Annotated in this window: 13 protein-coding genes; 7 read left to right on the forward strand and 6 right to left on the reverse strand. The window is 71.5% G+C overall.

Features of this window, described 5'->3' with window-relative positions:
- The first annotated feature begins 17 nt into the window (after positions 1-17).
- The gene (locus DEJ20_RS12130; protein ID WP_146243540.1) at positions 18-1,319 is read left to right on the forward strand and encodes an O-antigen ligase family protein; all 1,302 of its coding nucleotides are present in this window, start codon (positions 18-20) and stop codon (positions 1,317-1,319) included.
- 166 nt (positions 1,320-1,485) lie between these two features.
- On the opposite strand, the gene DEJ20_RS12135 is transcribed toward DEJ20_RS12130, so the two are convergent.
- Positions 1,486-2,232 carry a polyprenol monophosphomannose synthase gene (locus DEJ20_RS12135; RefSeq protein ID WP_111236604.1) on the reverse strand — a complete coding sequence of 249 codons (747 nt, stop codon included), beginning with the start codon at positions 2,230-2,232 and terminating at the stop codon, positions 1,486-1,488.
- On the reverse strand, positions 2,229-4,715 hold the full coding sequence (locus DEJ20_RS12140) for a glycosyltransferase (RefSeq protein WP_111236605.1): 2,487 nt from the start codon (positions 4,713-4,715) through the stop codon (positions 2,229-2,231). The genes DEJ20_RS12135 and DEJ20_RS12140 overlap by 4 nt, the downstream gene beginning before the upstream one ends.
- 138 nt (positions 4,716-4,853) lie before the next feature.
- Between DEJ20_RS12140 and DEJ20_RS12145 the strand changes: the two genes are divergently transcribed.
- Positions 4,854-6,140 carry a glycosyltransferase family protein gene (locus tag DEJ20_RS12145; protein WP_181431653.1) on the forward strand — a complete coding sequence of 429 codons (1,287 nt, stop codon included), beginning with the start codon at positions 4,854-4,856 and terminating at the stop codon, positions 6,138-6,140.
- Positions 6,141-6,221: 81 nt separating this feature from the next.
- On the opposite strand, the gene DEJ20_RS12150 is transcribed toward DEJ20_RS12145, so the two are convergent.
- A complete protein-coding gene (locus tag DEJ20_RS12150) occupies positions 6,222-8,714 on the reverse strand; it encodes a hypothetical protein (RefSeq protein ID WP_111236607.1) in 2,493 nt (830 codons plus the stop codon).
- An 83-nt stretch (positions 8,715-8,797) separates the two neighbouring features.
- On the reverse strand, positions 8,798-9,403 hold the full coding sequence (locus DEJ20_RS12155) for a hypothetical protein (protein WP_111235511.1): 606 nt from the start codon (positions 9,401-9,403) through the stop codon (positions 8,798-8,800).
- A 189-nt stretch (positions 9,404-9,592) separates the two neighbouring features.
- Here DEJ20_RS12155 and DEJ20_RS12160 point away from each other — a divergent pair, with 189 nt between their 5' ends.
- The 5 genes from DEJ20_RS12160 to DEJ20_RS12180 all read left to right on the forward strand — a co-directional run bounded on the left by DEJ20_RS12160 (position 9,593) and on the right by DEJ20_RS12180 (position 14,917).
- Positions 9,593-10,495: an ABC transporter permease gene (locus DEJ20_RS12160; RefSeq protein WP_111235512.1), complete on the forward strand. Its 903-nt coding sequence runs from the start codon at positions 9,593-9,595 to the stop codon at positions 10,493-10,495.
- Positions 10,496-10,498: 3 nt separating this feature from the next.
- On the forward strand, positions 10,499-11,728 hold the full coding sequence (locus DEJ20_RS12165) for an ABC transporter ATP-binding protein (RefSeq protein ID WP_111235513.1): 1,230 nt from the start codon (positions 10,499-10,501) through the stop codon (positions 11,726-11,728).
- Positions 11,647-12,822, forward strand: a complete 1,176-nt coding sequence (locus DEJ20_RS12170) for a glycosyltransferase family 2 protein (protein WP_220034994.1) — start codon at positions 11,647-11,649, stop codon at positions 12,820-12,822. The genes DEJ20_RS12165 and DEJ20_RS12170 overlap by 82 nt, the downstream gene beginning before the upstream one ends.
- A 74-nt stretch (positions 12,823-12,896) precedes the next feature.
- Entirely contained in the window at positions 12,897-14,066 is a 1,170-nt protein-coding gene (locus DEJ20_RS12175) for a glycosyltransferase family 4 protein (RefSeq protein ID WP_220034995.1), read from the forward strand.
- Complete coding sequence (locus DEJ20_RS12180; protein ID WP_111235515.1) at positions 14,063-14,917, forward strand: glycosyltransferase family 2 protein; 855 nt, start codon at positions 14,063-14,065, stop codon at positions 14,915-14,917. Before DEJ20_RS12175 ends, DEJ20_RS12180 begins: the two co-directional genes overlap by 4 nt.
- A gap of 45 nt (positions 14,918-14,962) precedes the next feature.
- Here DEJ20_RS12180 and DEJ20_RS12185 read toward each other — a convergent pair whose 3' ends face one another.
- Together DEJ20_RS12185 and rfbA are read right to left on the reverse strand one after the other, a co-directional pair.
- Positions 14,963-16,693 (reverse strand): glycosyltransferase family protein, encoded by a 1,731-nt coding sequence (locus tag DEJ20_RS12185; RefSeq protein ID WP_146245439.1) that lies wholly within the window; start codon positions 16,691-16,693, stop codon positions 14,963-14,965.
- 122 nt (positions 16,694-16,815) lie between these two features.
- The gene (rfbA, locus tag DEJ20_RS12190) at positions 16,816-17,679 is read right to left on the reverse strand and encodes a glucose-1-phosphate thymidylyltransferase RfbA (RefSeq protein ID WP_111029470.1); all 864 of its coding nucleotides are present in this window, start codon (positions 17,677-17,679) and stop codon (positions 16,816-16,818) included.
- Between the last annotated feature and the right edge of the window lie 27 nt (positions 17,680-17,706).

Raw genomic sequence — 17,706 nt, forward strand, 5'->3', positions numbered from 1 at the left:
TGCGCCAAGATGGACGCGTGACGGACGGCCGGGTGAGCAGACAGGTGCTCGGGCGCCGGTACCTCTCCGCCTGGATCGGCTTCTCGGCCGGTGGACGGTTCAGCCAGGCGCTCGCGACGGTCATCGTGCTGTTCGGGTTCGGCCAGCCCACCGTCGAGGCCCTGGTCGGCCGGGCGGGGACCTGGGCGGTGCTCGTGACGCTGTTCGTGCTCGCGGGGCTGAGCCTGCTCGGCCAGCGCTACCGGATCGAGTGGCACGGGGTCCTCCCCCTCTCGCTGCTGGCCTTCGTCGGCTACTGCGCGTTGAGCGTGCTCTGGAGCGAGTACTCCTGGGTGGCGCTCCGCGGACTGGTGCAGACCGTGTGCTTCATCGGCCTCGGGCTGTACCTGGCCCTCGGCCGCGACCTGGTGCAGGTGATCCGGGCCTCGGGCGACGCCTTCCGGATCCTGCTCGTGACGGCCCTCGGACTCGAGGTCCTGTCCGGCCTGGTCCTCGACGTCCCGTTCCCGGCGTTCGGCATCCGCGGCGACATCGCGTACGGCGGCCCGATCCAGGGCATCGGCGGCACGCGCAACTTCATGGGCTTCATCGCCGCGATGGCCCTGGTCACCTTCGTGGTCGAGTTCCTCACCCGGTCGGTCACGGTCTGGCGCGCGATCGCCTCGACCTCGCTCGCCGTCATCGCCCTGATGCTCGTGCAGTCCCCCATCACCGGGCTCGCGATGATCGCGCTCGCCGTCACCGCGCTGGCGCTCTGGTCACTCCGGCACGCACGACCGGCGACCAGACCGGTGGTCAACGGCGTCCTCGGTGCGGTCGTCCTGCTGACGCTCGCCGTCGGGGTGCTCGCCCGGCACCGTCTGCTCGCCGAGATCGGGGCGGCCGGCGGCACGGCCACCCGGACGGACCTGTGGTCGCAGATCCGGGTCCTGGTGGAGCGCTACCCGATCCAGGGCTGGGGCTGGGTGGGCACGTGGCCGACCGAGCCCGTCGTGCCCTACGTCACGCTCATCGACCCCGCCGGCGTCCGGTTCACCTCGGGCCTGAACGCCTTCGTGGACGCCTGGCTGCAGATCGGGTTCGCGGGCACGCTCATCCTGGGCATCACCGCGTTGCTCGCGTTCGCGCGTGCCTGGGTGACGGCGACGACGTTCCCCGGGGTGGCGTACGTGTGGCCGGCCGCCGTGCTCGTGCTGCTCGCCGTCACCAGCACGGCGGAGAGCTACCTGCTGCACGGTGCGGGGCTGATGTTCTTCGTGACGGTCCTCGTGATCGCCGCGCGGCGCCGCTCGTGGCGCCGGCACCTGCCGCGCGTGTAGCCGCGGTGCGGCGCGACCCGCCGACGGACGGGAGGCCCGTGGCGGCCGCGCACCGCGCCTCCAGGCCGTCACGCCCAGCGTTCCGGGCGCGCGCATCGTGAGCAGGAAAGGTCGCCTCCGCGGAGGCGACCCGACCGTTCCTGCTCACGAAGCGAGCGAGCGCGCGCTACGGGCGCGTGCGGCGACCGAGGCGGCGCTGCACGCCCCACTGGGTGACGCGGAGCATCGCCTCGAGGACGATGGACCTGCTCATCTTGGAGACCCCGTGCACGCGGTCACGGAAGCGGATGGGCACCTCGACGATGCGGCCGCCGAGGGCGTCCACGCGCAGCGTCATGTCCACCTGGAAGCAGTACCCCTTCGAGTCCACCGACCCGAGGTCCATCCGCGCGATCGCCGACGAGCGGTACACGCGGTAGCCGGCCGTGATGTCCCGCACGTCGAGCCCGAGCACCAGGCGGGCGTAGGTGTTGGCCCCGCGGCTGAGCGCCTGGCGCCGGAGCGGCCAGTCGACGACCGACCCACCGGGGACCCAGCGGGACCCGATGGCGAGCAGGACGTCGTCGGACGCGGTCACGGCGTCGACCAGGGCCGGCAACCGGTCGGCGGGGTGCGAGCCGTCGGCGTCCATCTCGACCAGCAGCGGGTACCCGCGCTCCAGACCCCACCGGAACCCGGCGACGTACGCCGTGCCGAGCCCGAGCTTGCCGGAGCGCTGGAGCAGGTGCACGCGGTCGTCCGCGGCCGCGAGGGACCGCACGATGTCCCCGGTGCCGTCGGGGCTGCCGTCGTCGACGACGAGCACGTGGGCACCGGGCACCGCCGCCAGCACGGCGGCGGTGATCGCACGGATGTTCTCGGCCTCGTCGTACGTCGGGACGATGACGAGGGCGGTGGTCTCCGCCGGGGTCACCGGTTCAGGCGCCGCTTCACCTTGCCGGCGACGCTGCGGGGACCCTCGGTGCGCAGGTAGTGCACGGCACGGCCGAGGTCATAGCGGACGCCGGAGAGCTTCTTGCGCTCCGGGACGCGGACGCGCATCTTGTGCGGCTCGATCGTCGCCGTGGTGTCGCGCACCGACTTGTCCGCAGCGCGGATCGGGTTCCGGCAGAACTCGACGAGCGGGGCGAGGACGTTCTCCCACGTGAACTGCTCGCGCACGCGGTCGACGTTGCCGATGAACTCGGTGCGGGCCTTCTTGTCGAAGAGCGCCGTCTCGAGCGCAGTGGCCAGGCCGTCGATGTCCTGCTCGTGCACCGTGATGCCGAGCTTCTCTTCTGCGACGAGGTCACCGAACGAGTCGCCGGCCGTCGTGACGATCGGCAGGCGTGCCCACAGGTAGTCGAGGATGCGGGTCCGGAACGAGAAGGTGGTCTCGAGGTGCTCGTAGTGCGTCGAGACGCCGGCGTCGGCCTCGAGCAGGTAGGCGCCGCGCTCCTCGTACGGGATCCACTGGTCGTTGAAGAACACGTGCTTGCCGGTGAGGCCGAGGGCGTCGGCCTCGGCGCGGACCTTCGCGACGATGTCCATCTCGGGGACGTCGGGGTTCGGGTGCTGCACGCCCATGAAGAAGAGCTTCACCGACGGGCGGCGCTCGGCGAGCTGGGCGATCGAGCGGACCAGGGTGATCGGGTCGAACCAGTCGTAGATCCCACCGCCCCAGACGACGAGCTTGTCGTTCTTGCCGATGCCCGGCACGACGCCCTTGACGCGCTGCTGGTCGTGCACCGGCGGCGTCGAGGACAGGCCGAACGGCACGACGCCGATGAGCGAGCGCAGGTCGGCGTCACGCGAGTACGTGCGGGCGTTCACGCGGCCGGAGCCGGCGAGCTGCCCGAGCCAGAACATCCGCTGGCGCTCCGAGGCGCAGATGAAGTAGTCGCCGAGCTCGAGCTGGTGGTTCAGCGTGTCCGAGGCGTCGAGGATCTGGCGGTTCCACTTGTCGACGTCGTCGCTGCGGCCCTGTTCGAGCTGCTCGAGGTGCAGCGGGTCGTAGACGTCGACGACCAGGATCTTGCTGGTCGACTCGAGCACCGGGAACAGCCGGAGCGCGTGGCCCTGCACGATGATGACGTCGGCCCAGCCCTCGTGCTCGACCATCTGGCGCGGGTGGCGGTGCGGGACCGTGACGACCTCGTACGACGGGTCGATCGGCGACGAACGGGTCAGGCTGACCACGCGGACGTCGTGCTCGGACGCCAGCTGCTTGGCCATCTGGGTGGCCCGGATCGCCGGACCGGCCATCTTCGCGCCGATCGAGTCGCCCGTGATGATGAGGACGCGGCGACGAGTGCCGACCTCGAGCACGCCGAGGGAGTGCACGATCTTGTCGTAGCCGGCCAGGTAGTTCTCGATCGGGTACGCGGGCTCGTCGCGGTTGCCGAACAGGCGGAGGAGCTCACGGTCGGACCGGACGCGGGTCGCCTGGATCTGGCGGCGCGACTCGGTCATCGACGGCAGCTGCTCGACGAACTGGTCGACGCCGTAGATGCCCGCCATGCTCGTCTTCGGCACCGGGATCGTCGGGACGCTGTCGTCGCCGGGGTTGCGCAGGTCGAGCTCGGTGGAGTCGAGCTCCCCGCGGCCCACGGCACGGCGGACGGCGAGCGCCAGGGAACCGGGCAGCGCCGCGGCGAGCTGCTCGTCACCGAGGTTCTTGTAGAGCGTGAACAGCGCGTTCCGCTCGAGCAGGTAGGTCTCGCGGAAGTCGCCGAACTTGTTCATCGACGCGTGGTGCTTGTGGAACGCGACCGACTTCGGCTGGTACCGGAAGCGCCAGCCGAGCAGGTTGAGCCGCCAGCCGAGGTCGACGTCCTCGTAGAACATGAAGTAGCGGTCGTCGAAGCCGTCGAGCTGCTCGAAGAGCTCCGCGCGGATGAACATCGCGGCGCCGGTGCCGAACAGGACGTCGGTCTCGCTCTCCCACCGGCCGGTGTCCGGCGACCCGGCGAAGGGCTTGTAGCCCATGCCGTACCAGGTCATCGCGGCCTCGGTGAAGTCGACGTTGACGCCTTCCCAGTCGAGGACCTTCGAGGCGACGGCGCCGATGTCGGCACCGGAGGCGAAGGTGGCCATCGCCTCGCGCACCCAACCGGTGTCCGGGCGGGCGTCGTTGTTGAGGAACGCCACGACCTCGCCGGAGGACTTCTCGACGCCGAGGTTGCACCCCCCGGTGAACCCGAGGTTCGCACCCGCGTCGATCAGGGTGAAGTCGAGGCTCGAGGCCTTCAGACGCCCGAGGTGTTCGGGGCCCGAACCGTTCTCGACGACGATCACCTCGAGCTTGTCCTGCGGCCAGTCCTGCTTGCGGAGTTCCGCGATGCTCGTCAGGGTGTCGTCCGTGCCCTTGTAGTTCACGAGGATGACGGACACGACTCCCGGCTTGCGCTCTGTCACGCGAGTTCCTCCAGCAGCTGCCGCGCACCGGGCGCGGGTCGATGGGTTGGCCAACGGGGTGCCGCGGGCCGATGACACCCTACAAGGCGCGCCCAGGGACTCCCTGCCGCCGCTGCGGATTCGTGCAGAATGGCGTGCGTGACCGCAGTGATCCCGAGCACCCCCATGTCCTCTCCCCTCCGCGAGGACTACGCGGCCCTCGCGGCCGACGAGCACGCCGAGGGCCCCCGCGGCACGATCCGCTTCGCGGTGTCGACCGCCGACCCGGCCGAGGGCAAGGGCGACCTGTTCGTCGCGCTCGGGCTGGCACGGGCGCTCCGAGCCGAGGGCTGGGGCGTCGCGATGTGGCCGCTCGAGCGCTGGGGCGAGGAGCTCCCCGCCGACACCGCCGTCGTGGTCAGCATGATCGAGTCCTTCGTGCCCGGGTACGTCCCAGCCGGCACCGCCCTGGTGGCGTGGGTGCGGAACTGGACCGCCAAGTGGGCAGCCCTGCCGTACCTCGACGAGTTCGACGCGGTCTGGACGTCGTCCGGGATCGCCCGCGACGCGATCGCGGCCGCGTACTCCGGCCCCGTCGAGGTGGTGCCGATCGGCGTCGACACCGAGCTCTTCACCACCGATGCCCCCGCACCGCGCGAGCGCACGGACCGCGCCGTGACCACGGTCAACTTCTGGGGCGTCCGCCGCCGGGTGCAGGACGTCCTGGCCGAGGTCGCCCCGGCCGAACCGATCGTCTGGTTCGCCGCGAACGTCGACCACGTCGAGGCCTCCGCGGGCGTCGAGCTCCGCCCGGCCGTGTCCTACTTCGCCCTGCCCGAGGTCTACCGCGCCGCCGGTTTCGTCGTCGACGACGTCATCGAGCCGGCCGCCGAGTTCGGCACCCTGAACTCCCGCCTGTACGAGTCGCTCGCGTCCGGGGCGCTGCCCGTCACCGACTGCGCGCTCGGGCTCGACGAGCTCGGCCTGTCCGACGTGCCGGTGTTCGACGACGCCGACTCGCTCGAGCGCGTGCTCGCGATGCCCCGCGACGAGCGCACCGCCCTGGTCGCCCGGCTCCGCGCCGTCGTGGTCGAGCGGCACTCGTTCCGCAGCCGCGCCGAGCAGGTCGGTCCGTCGCTCGACGCCGCCGTCGCGGCCGCCTCGGGCCGGAGCGGCGAGCGTGGCGCGTTCCTGCGGTGGGCCACCGCCCAGCGCGAGACGCTCCGGCAGGCCGAGCACGACCGCGACGTCCACCTGGCCGGCGTGCACGACATCAACGCGCGCCTGGTCGAGTCGGAGCAGAAGGTCGGCGCGTACGACACTGCCCGTCGCCTGGCCGAGGCGGAGCGCGACCAGATCGCGGCCCGCTTCGAGGGCCTCACGCGCTCCCCCGAGTACCGGCTGCTGCACGGCGTGGGCCTGATGGCGCGGCGCGTGCGCCGCTGACGGCTGTCGACGCGACCCAAGACGGACGGGAGGCCCGGTACCAGCTGGTACCAGGCCTCCCGTCCGTCGTGTGGTGACCGTCTACTGCACGGTGACGGTCTTCGTGCCGAAGCTCTTGTAGGTGCCGCTCGGCAGGTCCTGGAAGTAGACGCGCACGGTGTGCGTGCCCTTCTTCACCCCGGTGAGCTTCCGCGACAGCCCGACGTCCGAACCCCAGTCCGGGTGCACGGCCTGCACGTCGGTGCGGGTCGCGTTGACCGTTCCGGGCGAGACGGCCACGCCGTCCAGGTGGATCTTGTACTTGACCGGGTCCCAGACGTCCGGGTCGATCGCCCAGCCGGCCACGGTGATGGTGCCCGTGCCGCCGGTGACGGACTCGTACAGGCCCTTGACCGAGCCGGTCTTGCCCGTCTTGCCGGTGGTCGGCGGGTCGGTGACCGTCACGCTCTTCGTGCCGAAGCTCTTGTACGTGCCGCTCGGCAGCTCCCGGAAGTAGACGCGCACGGTGTGGGTGCCGGCGGTCAGCCCGGGGATCTTCAGGGCGAGCCCCACGTCGGAGCCCCACGCCGGGTGCACGGCCTCGACGTCGGTCCGCTTCGCGTTCGCGGTCCCGGGTGCGATGGCGACACCGTCGACGTGGATCTTGTAGGCGACGGGGTCCCAGACGTCGGGGTCGATCGCCCAGCCGCGCACCGTGGCGCTGTTGACGCCGCCGATGACGGACTCGAACGCACCCTTGAGCGAGCCGGTCTTGCCCGTCTTGCCGGTCGTCCCCGACGCGTCGGGTTCGGCGGTCGATGCAGCGCTCACGGTCACGGACTTGGTGCCGAAGCTGACGTACTTGCCGCCCTGCAGGTCCTGGAAGTAGACGCGCACGGTGTGCTTGCCGGCCTTCAGGCCGGTGAGCCGGAGCGTCAGGCCGACGTCGGAGCCCCACGTGGGGTGCGTCGCCTCGACGTCGGTGCGGGTGGCGTCCGCGACCCCGCTGTCCGTGCTCACGCCGTCGACGTGGATCTTGTACTTGACGGGGTCCCAGACGTCCGGGTCGATCGCCCAGCCCCGCACGGTGGCGGTGCCGACGCCGCCGGTGACGGAGTCGTACGAGCCGCGCACGGCACCGGTCTTGCCGGTCTTGCCGGTGGTCGGGGCGTCCACGACGACCGACTTCGACGCGACCTTCACGTACTTCGTGCCGGGCTTGTCCATCACGTACAGCGTCACGGCGCGCGTGCCCGCACTGATGCCGCCGATCGTCTTCGAGAAGCCGAGGGTGCTGCCGACGCCCGGGTAGACCTTCGCCACGTCGGTGCGGGTCTTGTCCGCCGTGCCGGTCGCCTTGCTCACGCCGTCGACGAGGATCTTCCACGAGCCGGGCTTGGACGAGTCGGGATCGAGGACCCAGCCGGTCGCCGAGATCGTGCCGACGCCACCGGTCACCGAGTCGAGGACGCCCTTGGGTGCCGCGCTCGTGATGGTCCGGGTGTAGCAGCCGAGCAGGGTGTTCGCCCCGCGGCCCTGGTTGATGGCGTAGCTGCAGACGGAGTGCTTGCCGAGACTCAGCCCGGTCAGCTCGGCCGAGAACCCGTGCTTGGTGTTGTTCGCGCCGAGCGTGCCGGCGAGATCGCTCCGGGTCTTGTCCGCCGTGACGGTCTTCGCGCCGGCGCCGTCGACGTAGAACGCGACGCGCAGGGCGTTGGTGGTGTCCGGGTCGGCCGCCCAGCCGGTGACCGTGATCGACGAGGTGGAGGTCGCGGTCACGGAGTCGACGTCGCCGTAGGGGTTGCCACCGCCGGCCGCAGCACCGAACCAGTCGGTGTACATGCGCCAGAAGTTGCGGTTGCCGTAGGCCGAGCAGCTGTCACCGGAGCCGTAGAGGTTCGACATGGCCGCGGCGTTCGGGGTGTACGGGGTGTAGATGTACAGGCTCGCGGTGGCCTGGTTCTGGATGTAGACGGACTTCCGACCGCAGGCCGCGTTCGGGTTGAGCAGGATCGAGTTCGTCCGGCCCGCCTGGTACGCCCACGAGGTCGGTGACGCCTGGTACCGCTTGAACTGGAGCGCCGCGGCGTAGACCTGCTGGCCGAAGCCGAAGTAGGCGGGGTCGCACGGGGCGGTGTCCGGGCACGCGAAGCCGGTGGCGTGCAGGTACATGTAGGACGTCGGCGAGGACGTCGTGACGATGCCCTGCTCCTTCTGCAGGAGCACGAGGAGCACCTTCTGGCTGATGCCGCACGCGGCACCGACCTGGGCGATCATCGTCGCGGCCGACTTGGTGCCGCCGGCGATCGCGCTGCACCGCCCGGAGACGGCGCCGATCGAGCTCATCTTCTGCGAGAAGTCCTTGAGGCAGGCGGGGCCGCCGGAGGCCTTGCGGCAGTTCGGCGCGACGCTCGTCAGGAACGACTGCACGGCGGCGGCGTTCATCGCCGAGCCGTTGTAGAAGTTCGCGTCGCTGATGATGTTGCCCGGGTCGAAGTCCGAGGCGACCGCGGCCGAGGCCGACTGGGTCGTGGTCTGCTCCGCGAGCACCGTGCCGAAGGTCAGGCCGCTCACCGCGACGGCGAAGGCCGCCACCAGGGCGAGGGAGCTCCGGAGGGAACGACGGGAGCGAACTGCTCGGGGGGAACGGGTGGTGCGGGGGGTGCGGGGGTTGCGCATCACGGGACCTCGGCGGTCAGGGGGTCGGACGTCGTCGACGCGGAGCCGACGGCGTAGGTCAGGGTGACGGACCAGGTGCCGCTCGACACCTTCGCCGCGGGGAACGACACCTGCGCGCAGTTCACCGACGAGGCACTCGCCTGTGCGGTGCTCGTGGCGGTGCGCGTGACGCCGTCCTTCGTCGCGGTGAAGGTGCACTTCCCGCTCGAGTCGGTCGTGCCGGAGACCAGGCCGCCGGCCTGGAGGGTCTTCGACCCGGTGTCCCAGCCGGCGAAGGTCACGACGGCCGTGGCCGGGTACTCCGACGGGTCGGTGTCCGGCTGGTTCGTCGCGCCGCTGCCCGGGAACGCACCGGGGGTGTCGTCGTCGGAGGCGCCGGCGTCGTCGCCTCCGTCGTCAGACGCACCGTCGGTCGGCGTCGAGGCCGTGTCGGTGGGGGCCGTGGTCGCCGAGTCGTCGTCCGTCGGGGTCGCACTCGGGGTGCGCGAGACGGACGCGGACGGCGACGGGGTGGCGTCGTCGCCACCACCGGAACAACCGGCCAAGAGGAGACTGAGTGCACCGACCACCGCGAACGCAGCGATCGGCCTGGATGCGAGGAGCATGCTGACGGGCCGTCCTGTGGATGTTGACAAGGGTCCGGGTTGCAACAACGGTAACTCGAAAGTGAAGGTTGAGGGTTGGATCGGCCGGAATCACCCCCACTCGGGGTGCACGACGACCGTCGCCCAACCCCGTCCCGCGGGCCCGGTGAGTATGCTGTTCCGGTCCTGCCCCCACGAACGAAGAGACGTATGGTCGACCAAGCCCGCATGACCGCGCTCGCGAAGGAACCCCTCGTCGTGATCGGCGCTCCGACGAGCGCCTTCCGCGGGACCTTCCGTGAGCTGCGCGACGTCTTCCGGCAGCGCGAGATGCTCGGCATGCTCGTCCGGCGTGACCTGAAGGCCCGGTACAAGGACTCGGCACTCGGGTTCGTGTGGACGCTCGTGCGCCCGCTGACCCAGCTGCTCATCTACTACTTCGTCATCGGCAAGGTCCTCGGCGCCGCCAACGGCATCGACAACTTCGCGATCTACGTCTTCACCGGCCTGACCGCCTACACGCTCTTCAGCGAGATCGTCGCCGGGTCGACCGGGTCGATCGTCGGCAACTCCGGGCTGATCAAGAAGGTGTACGTCCCGCGCGAGGTCTTCCCGCTCGCCAGCGTGGGCGCGGCCCTGGTGAACTTCACCATCCAGTTCGCGATCCTGCTGGCCGCGACGGTCGTCATCGGCGTCTTCCCGTGGCACGAGGGCCTGGTCTACCTGATCCCGTCGCTCGCCGTGATCCTGGTCTACGGCGCGGCCATCGGTCTGGTGCTGTCCGCGCTCAACGTGTACCTGCGCGACGTGCAGTTCGTCATCGACGTCGGCCTGATGGTCCTGCTCTGGGCCTCGCCGATCGTCTACTCGTACTCGCGGGTGGTCGCCACCGTGAACGCCGACTGGCTCCTCACCGTCTACACGAACAACCCGCTGACCCTGTCGGTGCTCGGCCTGCAGAACGCGATCTGGCTGCACGACCCGGCCGACGTCACGTACCCCGACCACCTGATGCTCCGGCTGGGGATCGCGTTCGTGATCGGCCTCCTCTGCCTCATCGGTGCGCAGCGGATCTTCTCCCGCCTGCAGGGCAACTTCGCGCAGGAGCTCTAGACCATGGCCATCAGCACCCCCGTCGCCCCGACGACCACCGACGAGACCGCCGAGCGTCCCGACGTCATCGTCATCGACCACGTCCGCAAGCGCTTCACGGTCCGCAAGGACAACACCCTGCGCGAGCGCATCGTCACGCTCGGCCGCGCCGGGCGGAAGCACCGTCAGGACTTCTGGGCCCTCGACGACGTCACGGTGTCGATCCAGGCCGGCTCGACCGTCGGGCTCATCGGCCAGAACGGCTCCGGCAAGTCGACCCTGCTCAAGGCGATCGGCGGCATCATCCAGCCGACCTCCGGCACGGTGTCCCGCCGCGGTCGCCTCGCCGCGCTGCTCGAGCTCGGCGCCGGGTTCCACCCCGACCTGTCCGGTCGCGAGAACGTCTACCTCAACGCGAGCCTGCTCGGCCTCAGCCGCAAGCAGACCGACGAGAAGTTCGACGACATCCTGGCGTTCTCGGGCATCGGGGACTTCATCGACACCCAGGTGAAGTTCTACTCATCGGGCATGTACGTGCGGCTCGCGTTCGCCGTCGCCGTGCACACCGACCCCGACGTCCTGCTCGTCGACGAGGTCCTGGCCGTCGGCGACGAGGCGTTCCAGCGCAAGTGCCTCGACCGCATCCGCACCTTCCAAGAGGCCGGCAAGACGATCATCATCGTCACGCACTCCCTCAGCCAGGTGCAGGAGATGTGCGACCGTGTCGTCCTGCTCAACAAGGGCAAGGTGCTGCACGACGGTGACCCCGTCCAGGCCGTGAGCATGTTCCGCGAGGTGCTCGAGGAACGCCGTCAGGGCGAGCTCAGCACCGACGTCGCCGTCGGCCGCGGCAAGGTCATCGGCGCGAGCGTGCACGTCGACGGCAAGGAGCCCCGCGCCGAGGTCATGCCGGGCGACGACCTCGTCGTGGACATGGAGTTCGAGCACCTGGACGGCATCGCCGACTGGGAGGCCGCGGTCCAGATCAACAACGCCGGTGGCCAGGTCGTCTACGGCACCACCACCGGCATCATGGGCCTCGAACTGCAGCCGCTGCACGGTCGCCGGAAGCTCCGCCTTCGGATCGCCGACACCGCGTTCGGCACCGGCAAGTACTTCATCAACGTGTCGATGATGGACTCGGCCGGCCGCCACCTGCACGACATGCCGGAGTGCGACTCGTTCGAGGTCCCCGGGTTCGAGCACGCCGTGGGCACGGTCTACGCCGAACCCTCGATCGAGGAGCTCGACTGACCCCGGACGACGGCGACACCGGGGCCCGCGCCGACGGCACGTCCCGTGCCGATGCGACGCCCCGGGCCGACGGCACGCTCCGCACCGCGGTCGTCGTCGTCAACTGGAACCGCGCCGACCTGACCACCGCGGCCGTCCGCGCCGTGCTCGACGAGGGCACGGCCGACGACGTCATCGTCGTCGACAACGGGTCGTCCGACGACTCCGTCGCGGTGCTCCGCCGTGCCCTGCCGGACGCGACCGTCATCGCACGCGCCGACAACGGGGGCTTCGCGGCCGGTGCCAACACCGGCATCCGGCACACGGACGCCGACGTCGTCGTGCTCCTGAACAACGACGCCGTGCCCGCACCGGGCTTCGTCGCGGCGCTCCGCGACCACCTGGCGCACGCCGGGCCCGAGGTCGCCGCGGTGACGGGCCGCATCGTGCTCGCCGGACGCTGGACGGGCCTCCCGGCCGGGGTGGAGCCAGCACCCGGCCAGCGCGTGCTGCGCGACCACGACGGTCGTCGCTGGACGCCGTCAGCGGACGGCGAGGTGCGGCTCAACTCGACCGGCGTCCGTGTCGACCGCGACGGCAACGGGATGGACCGCGACTGGTTCGCGCCCGTCGACCGGGTCGCCGACGTCGACGTCTTCGGGTTCTCCGGCGGCGCGTCCGCGCTGCGCCGCACGGCCCTGGACGACGTCGGCCTGCTCGACGAGTCCCTGTTCATGTACTACGAGGACACCGAGCTCGCCTGGCGGCTGCGCCGACGCGGATGGCGCGTCGAGCACGCGGCCGACGCGGTCGTCGAGCACGACCACTCGGCGTCGTCCGGCGTGCAGAGCGAGCTGTTCGTCTTCCGGAACGCCCGCAACCGCATCGTCGTCGCGCTCTGGCACGCCCCGTGGCTGACCGTCGCGCGGGCGAGCGCCCGCACCCTGGTGCGCGGCCTGCGCGGGCTGGCCTCCGGTCGCACCCGCCGGGAGGCGCGGCTCGTCCTGACGGCGTTCGCGGACGTCGCGGGGACCCTGCCGGTCCACCTCGCCAGGCGGCTGCGCGAGACCCGGCGCGCGTCCGTCCCGCGCCGCAGCGTGGACCCGGGCGCATGAGTGCAGCGGGCTATCCTGGACACTCCCCCGTCGACGGCCCCGGCCACGACGTCCCCGCCCGGAAGGAACCACGCGTGCCGCAGCTCACCGTCCTCGTCGACGGGACCGCGGTACCGCAGGCGCTCGGCGGCGTCGGACGCTACGTCGAGGGGGTCGTGTCGCACCTGACCGACCCGTCGCTCGACGTCCACCTGGTCGTCCGCCCCGTGCACGCTCCGCACTTCGCCGCCGTCGCGCCGCACGCGACCGTGCACACGGCGCCGGGCTGGACCGATTCGGTGCCGCTGCGGTTCCTGTGGGAGCAGACCGGGCTGCCGGCGCTCGGCCGTCGGCTCGGGGCGCAGGTGCTGCACTCCCCGCACTACACGTTCCCGTTCGGCTGGCGCGGCGGGTCCGTCGTCACGCTGCACGACGCCACGTTCTTCTCGAACCCGGAGTGGCACTCGCGCCTGAAGCGCACCTTCTTCACCTGGTGGAGCCGCCGGTCCCTGCGCACCCGTCCCGTCGTCATCGTGCCGAGCGCCGCCACCGCGACCGAGGCCGCCCGGGTCGTGCGGGGCATCCGCGCCGACGTCCGGGTCGCCCCGCTCGGCGTCGACCGCACGGTGTTCCACGAGCCGGACGTCGCAGCGATCGAGGACGCCCGGCTCGCCGCCACCCTGCCCGAGGGTGCTCCGTGGATCGCGTTCCTCGGCACCATCGAACCGCGGAAGAACGTCACGGCGCTGCTCGACGCGTACGCGTCCGTGCGCACCGCGCGTGCGGCCGCCGGGTCGGACGGTGGTCCGGGTTCGGACACCCCGTGGCTCGTGCTGTCCGGGGCCCGCGGCTGGGACGAGTCGGCCATCGCGCGGCTCGACGCCCTGCAGCCCACCGACCACGTCATCGAGGCCGGCTACCTGCCGCTCGAGGACCTCGCCGGGTTCCTCGGCGGTGCCGAGTTCGTCGTCTACCCGTCCCTCGGCGAGGGCTTCGGGCTGCCCGTGGTCGAGGCGATGGCCTCCGGCGCGTGCGTCCTGACCACCCGGCGGCTGTCCCTGCCCGAGGTCGGCGGCGACGCGGCCGTCTACAGCGAGCCCGACGCGACCGCGCTGGCGTCCGCGATGACGGCGCTGCTGGACGATCCCGCACTCGTGGCCTCGCACCGTGCGGCAGCGCTGGCGCGGGCGGACGAGTTCACCTGGGACGCCACCGCCGCCGTGCACGTCGAGGCCTACGAGTCCGTTGGCGGGGGTGCGCGGTGATCCGGGTCGCGGTGCTGACGGTCACCTACAACACCGGCGAGACCATCCGGCCGTTCCTGGCGAGCGTCGCCGGCGCCTCGAAGGACCCGGTCGCCGTCGTCATCGCGGACAACGGCTCGGCCGACCTCGACGCACTCCGGGCGATCGGTGAGTCGTACGGCGCCGTCGTGGTGTCCTCCGGTGGCAACCGCGGCTACGGCGGTGGGATCGACGCGGCCCTGAGCGCCCTCGACGACGTGCTGCCGGACGTGCGCCCGGAGTTCCTGCTCGTGACGAACCCCGACGTCGTGCTCGGCGAGGGCTCGATCGACGAACTCGTGGCCGCCGCCGACCGGTTGCCGTCGGGTGGGTCGTTCGGCCCCCGGATCCTCGACGACCAGGGCGAGACCTACCCGTCCGCCCGGCAGCTCCCCTCGCTCCGGACCGGCCTCGGCCACGCGGCGTTCTCGCGGTTCTGGCCGGCGAACCCGTGGAGCCAGCGGTACTGGTCCACCACGAAGGTCGTCGAGCGCGAGGCCGGATGGCTCTCCGGCGCGTGCTTCCTCATCCGGACGTCGCTCTTCCGCGAGCTCGACGGGTTCGACGAGTCGTACTTCATGTACTTCGAGGACGTCGACCTCGGGCAGCGCGTCGGTCGGTCGGGTCGGGCGAACGTGTACGTGCCCTCGGCGGTCGTCACCCACACCGGAGCCCACTCGACGTCGTCCAACCGGCGCCGGATGGAGATCGAGCACCACCGCAGCGCGTACCGGTTCCTCTCGCGGAAGTACCGGGCGTGGTGGCTCTGGCCCCTGCGCGTGGTCCTGCACGCGGGCCTGTCGCTCCGAGCCCGCTGGGTGACGCGCAAGTAGCTCCCGCTCGCGGGAACCAGGTTCCGGACACAGCACCACGGATCTTCACGGTGCGGTGTCCGAAAGCTGGTTCCTGCGGCGTCGGAGCGCGCGCTCGGCGCGGGCCGCCGCCAGCAGCACGGCGGCGCGGGCGTCGAAGGAGTGCTCGGCGGCGATGCGCTCGGCCACGGCGGCCCGCTCGGCAGCCGACGGCCACGGGCGCGCCGGGTCGAGCAGGTCGGCCAGCGCGTCGCGGGAGCCCGCCACCTCGAGGGTCGGCACGTCCAGCACGTCGGACAGTCCGGCCACCGGGTCGGTCACGACGACTCCCCCGGACGCCAGCACGTCGAACACCCGGTTCGACACGAACCCTCCGGCGGCCATGTCGGGCCAGTGGTCGTTGAGCACCACACGCGCCGAGGCGTAGGCCGCCGCGACCTCGGCCCGAGTCAGCGACGGTTCGCCGAGCGACTCCGCGGGGACGACCTCTCCCCAGCCCGGACCGTGCACGCGCAGGTCGGCACCGAGCGCGACCGCGTCGGACACGATGGGTCGCGCGGCGCCGCGGGTCGAGCCGACGAACACCACGTGGTCGGCATCGGGGCTCGTCGCCGTGCGTGCGCCCGGGTCGAACACGGCCGGCTCGGTCGCCTGCAGCAGGGTCCGGACCGGCACACCCGCACGCGCAGCGGCCGCGGCTGCCCACACCGGCCCGGCCGCGAACACCGCGTCGAACGACCGCAGTTCCGTGTCGGCGACGTCGTCGGGATGGCTGATCACCCAGAGCAGGTTCACCGACGCCGGGTTCGGCGGCACCCGGTCGAGGCCCCGGATCACCAGCGTGACGTCGTCCGAGGCATCGTCGGCCCGCACGTGCGCGTCGCGTCGGTCGATCCGGACGCGCTGCCCCAGCCGCTCGAGTGCTCCGGCGAGCTCGGCGGCGAAGTGCACGTCGCCCCAGCCGTCACCCTCCGGCCCGGCGGGCGCAGCGATCTTGAGCGACCAGGTGAGCTGTTCGGCGTCACCGCCGGTCTCGCGCGCGGCCGGGGCCACCGGCCGGGCGCCCCAGGGAGGCAGGGGCGGTCCGGCGACGACACCGTCGCCCTCGGACGCGCGGTCGCGCCAGGCGGTGAACGCGTCGACGGTCGCGGCGTCGACGGTCCGACCGGCCTCGACCGAGCGGGTCGCCTCGCCGACGACGCGCACCGCTCCGCCGTCGGCATCGGCGACCGCGCGGCTCCAGGCCGTCAGGGTCATGCGTTCGTCCGGGAGGCACGGTGCCGGCACCAGTGCCGCCCCCGGCACCGAGAGCACCGGCTGGTCCGCCGCGAAGACGGTGTCGACGCCGGTCACGGCGTCGACGCGGTCGTCCGACCACGGCAGGGCGCCGGGGCGCAGCAGCCGGGCACCGGAGCGGAGCATGCCGTCCGGCATCCGCACCCGGGCCTGCGCGACCGAACCCGCCGCCGCCAGGGCGTGCAGCGCCGGCACGTCGACCGACACCGAGGTGTCGACCACCACGAGCGTCCGGCCCGCACCGGCTGTGACCCCGGCGTTGATCGCCGAGCCGAGGCCGTCGACGGGTTCCGGTCGGACCCACGGCAGGCGACGGCCGAACGGGTCGACCGGCGAGGCATCCGCGACGTAGCTCACGGCGCGGACGTCGACCCCGCGGCCGAAGGCATCACGGGCGACCGACACGAGCCGGGCGACCTCGGCGTGCCGGTCCGAACGGGTCGTGACGAGCACCGTGACGTCCTGGTCGAGCCGCGGCAGCGGGTCCGGGAACCCGGTCACGGGAACGACGGACGCCGCCGTCACGGACGCGGGGCGGGCCTCCTGGCCGGGGTGGCCGGAGGCCGTCGCATCCGGACGGCGGCGTCGACCGAACCAACCGGGGGCGGGGGTCACGTGCGGAGCTAGACGCCGAGGAGTCGCTGCAGGTAGACGCCGTAGCCGCCCTTGACCAGCGGCGCGGCGAGCTCGGCGAGCTGCGCGTCGTCGATCCAGCCGTTCCGCCAGGCGATCTCCTCGATGCAGCCGATCTTGAAGCCCTGACGGTCCTCGATGACCTTCACGTACTCCGACGCCTGCATCATCGACTCGAACGTGCCGGTGTCGAGCCACGCGGTGCCGCGGTCGAGGACCTGGACGCCGAGCTCGCCGGCCTCGAGGTAGCGCTCGTTGACCGTGGAGATCTCGAGCTCGCCACGGGCGCTCGGCTCGATCGTCTTGGCGATCTCGATGACCTTGTTGTCGTAGAAGTACAGGCCGGGGACGGCGTAGTTCGACTTCGGCTCGGCCGGCTTCTCCTCGATGGAGACGGCGGTGAAGTCGTCGTCGAACTCCACGACGCCGTACGCCTTCGGGTCGGCCACGTGGTACGCGAAGATCGTCGCACCCTGGACGTCGGTGTTCTTCCGGAGGTTCGTGCCGAGGCCGGTGCCGTGGAAGATGTTGTCGCCGAGGACGAGGGCGACGCTGTCGTCGCCGATGAACTCCTCACCGATGACGAAGGCCTGCGCCAGACCGTCGGGGGACGGCTGCACGGCGTACTGGATCTCCATGCCGAGCGCCGAGCCGTCGCCGAGCAGGGCCCGGAACTGGTCGTTGTACTCCGGCGTCGTGATGACCAACACCTCTCGGACGCCCGCCATCATCAGGGTCGACAGGGGGTAGTAGACCATCGGCTTGTCGTAGATCGGCATGAGCTGCTTGCTGATGCCCTTGGTGATCGGCCAGAGGCGCGTGCCGGAACCGCCGGCGAGGATGATGCCCTTCATGATCGGACTGCTCCCATGGGTCGCGGG

It is taken from the genome of Curtobacterium sp. MCSS17_005 (assembly GCF_003234225.2).
Lineage (GTDB): Bacteria > Actinomycetota > Actinomycetes > Actinomycetales > Microbacteriaceae > Curtobacterium > Curtobacterium flaccumfaciens.

Bases quoted from the DNA above. Each gene is read 5' to 3' on its own strand.
- DEJ20_RS12155 (WP_111235511.1), bottom strand. From the start codon at position 9,403: ATGCTCCTCGCATCCAGGCCGATCGCTGCGTTCGCGGTGGTCGGTGCA.
- DEJ20_RS12160 (WP_111235512.1), top strand. From the start codon at position 9,593: ATGGTCGACCAAGCCCGCATGACCGCGCTCGCGAAGGAACCCCTCGTC.
- DEJ20_RS12165 (WP_111235513.1), top strand. From the start codon at position 10,499: ATGGCCATCAGCACCCCCGTCGCCCCGACGACCACCGACGAGACCGCC.
- rfbA (WP_111029470.1), bottom strand. From the start codon at position 17,679: ATGAAGGGCATCATCCTCGCCGGCGGTTCCGGCACGCGCCTCTGGCCG.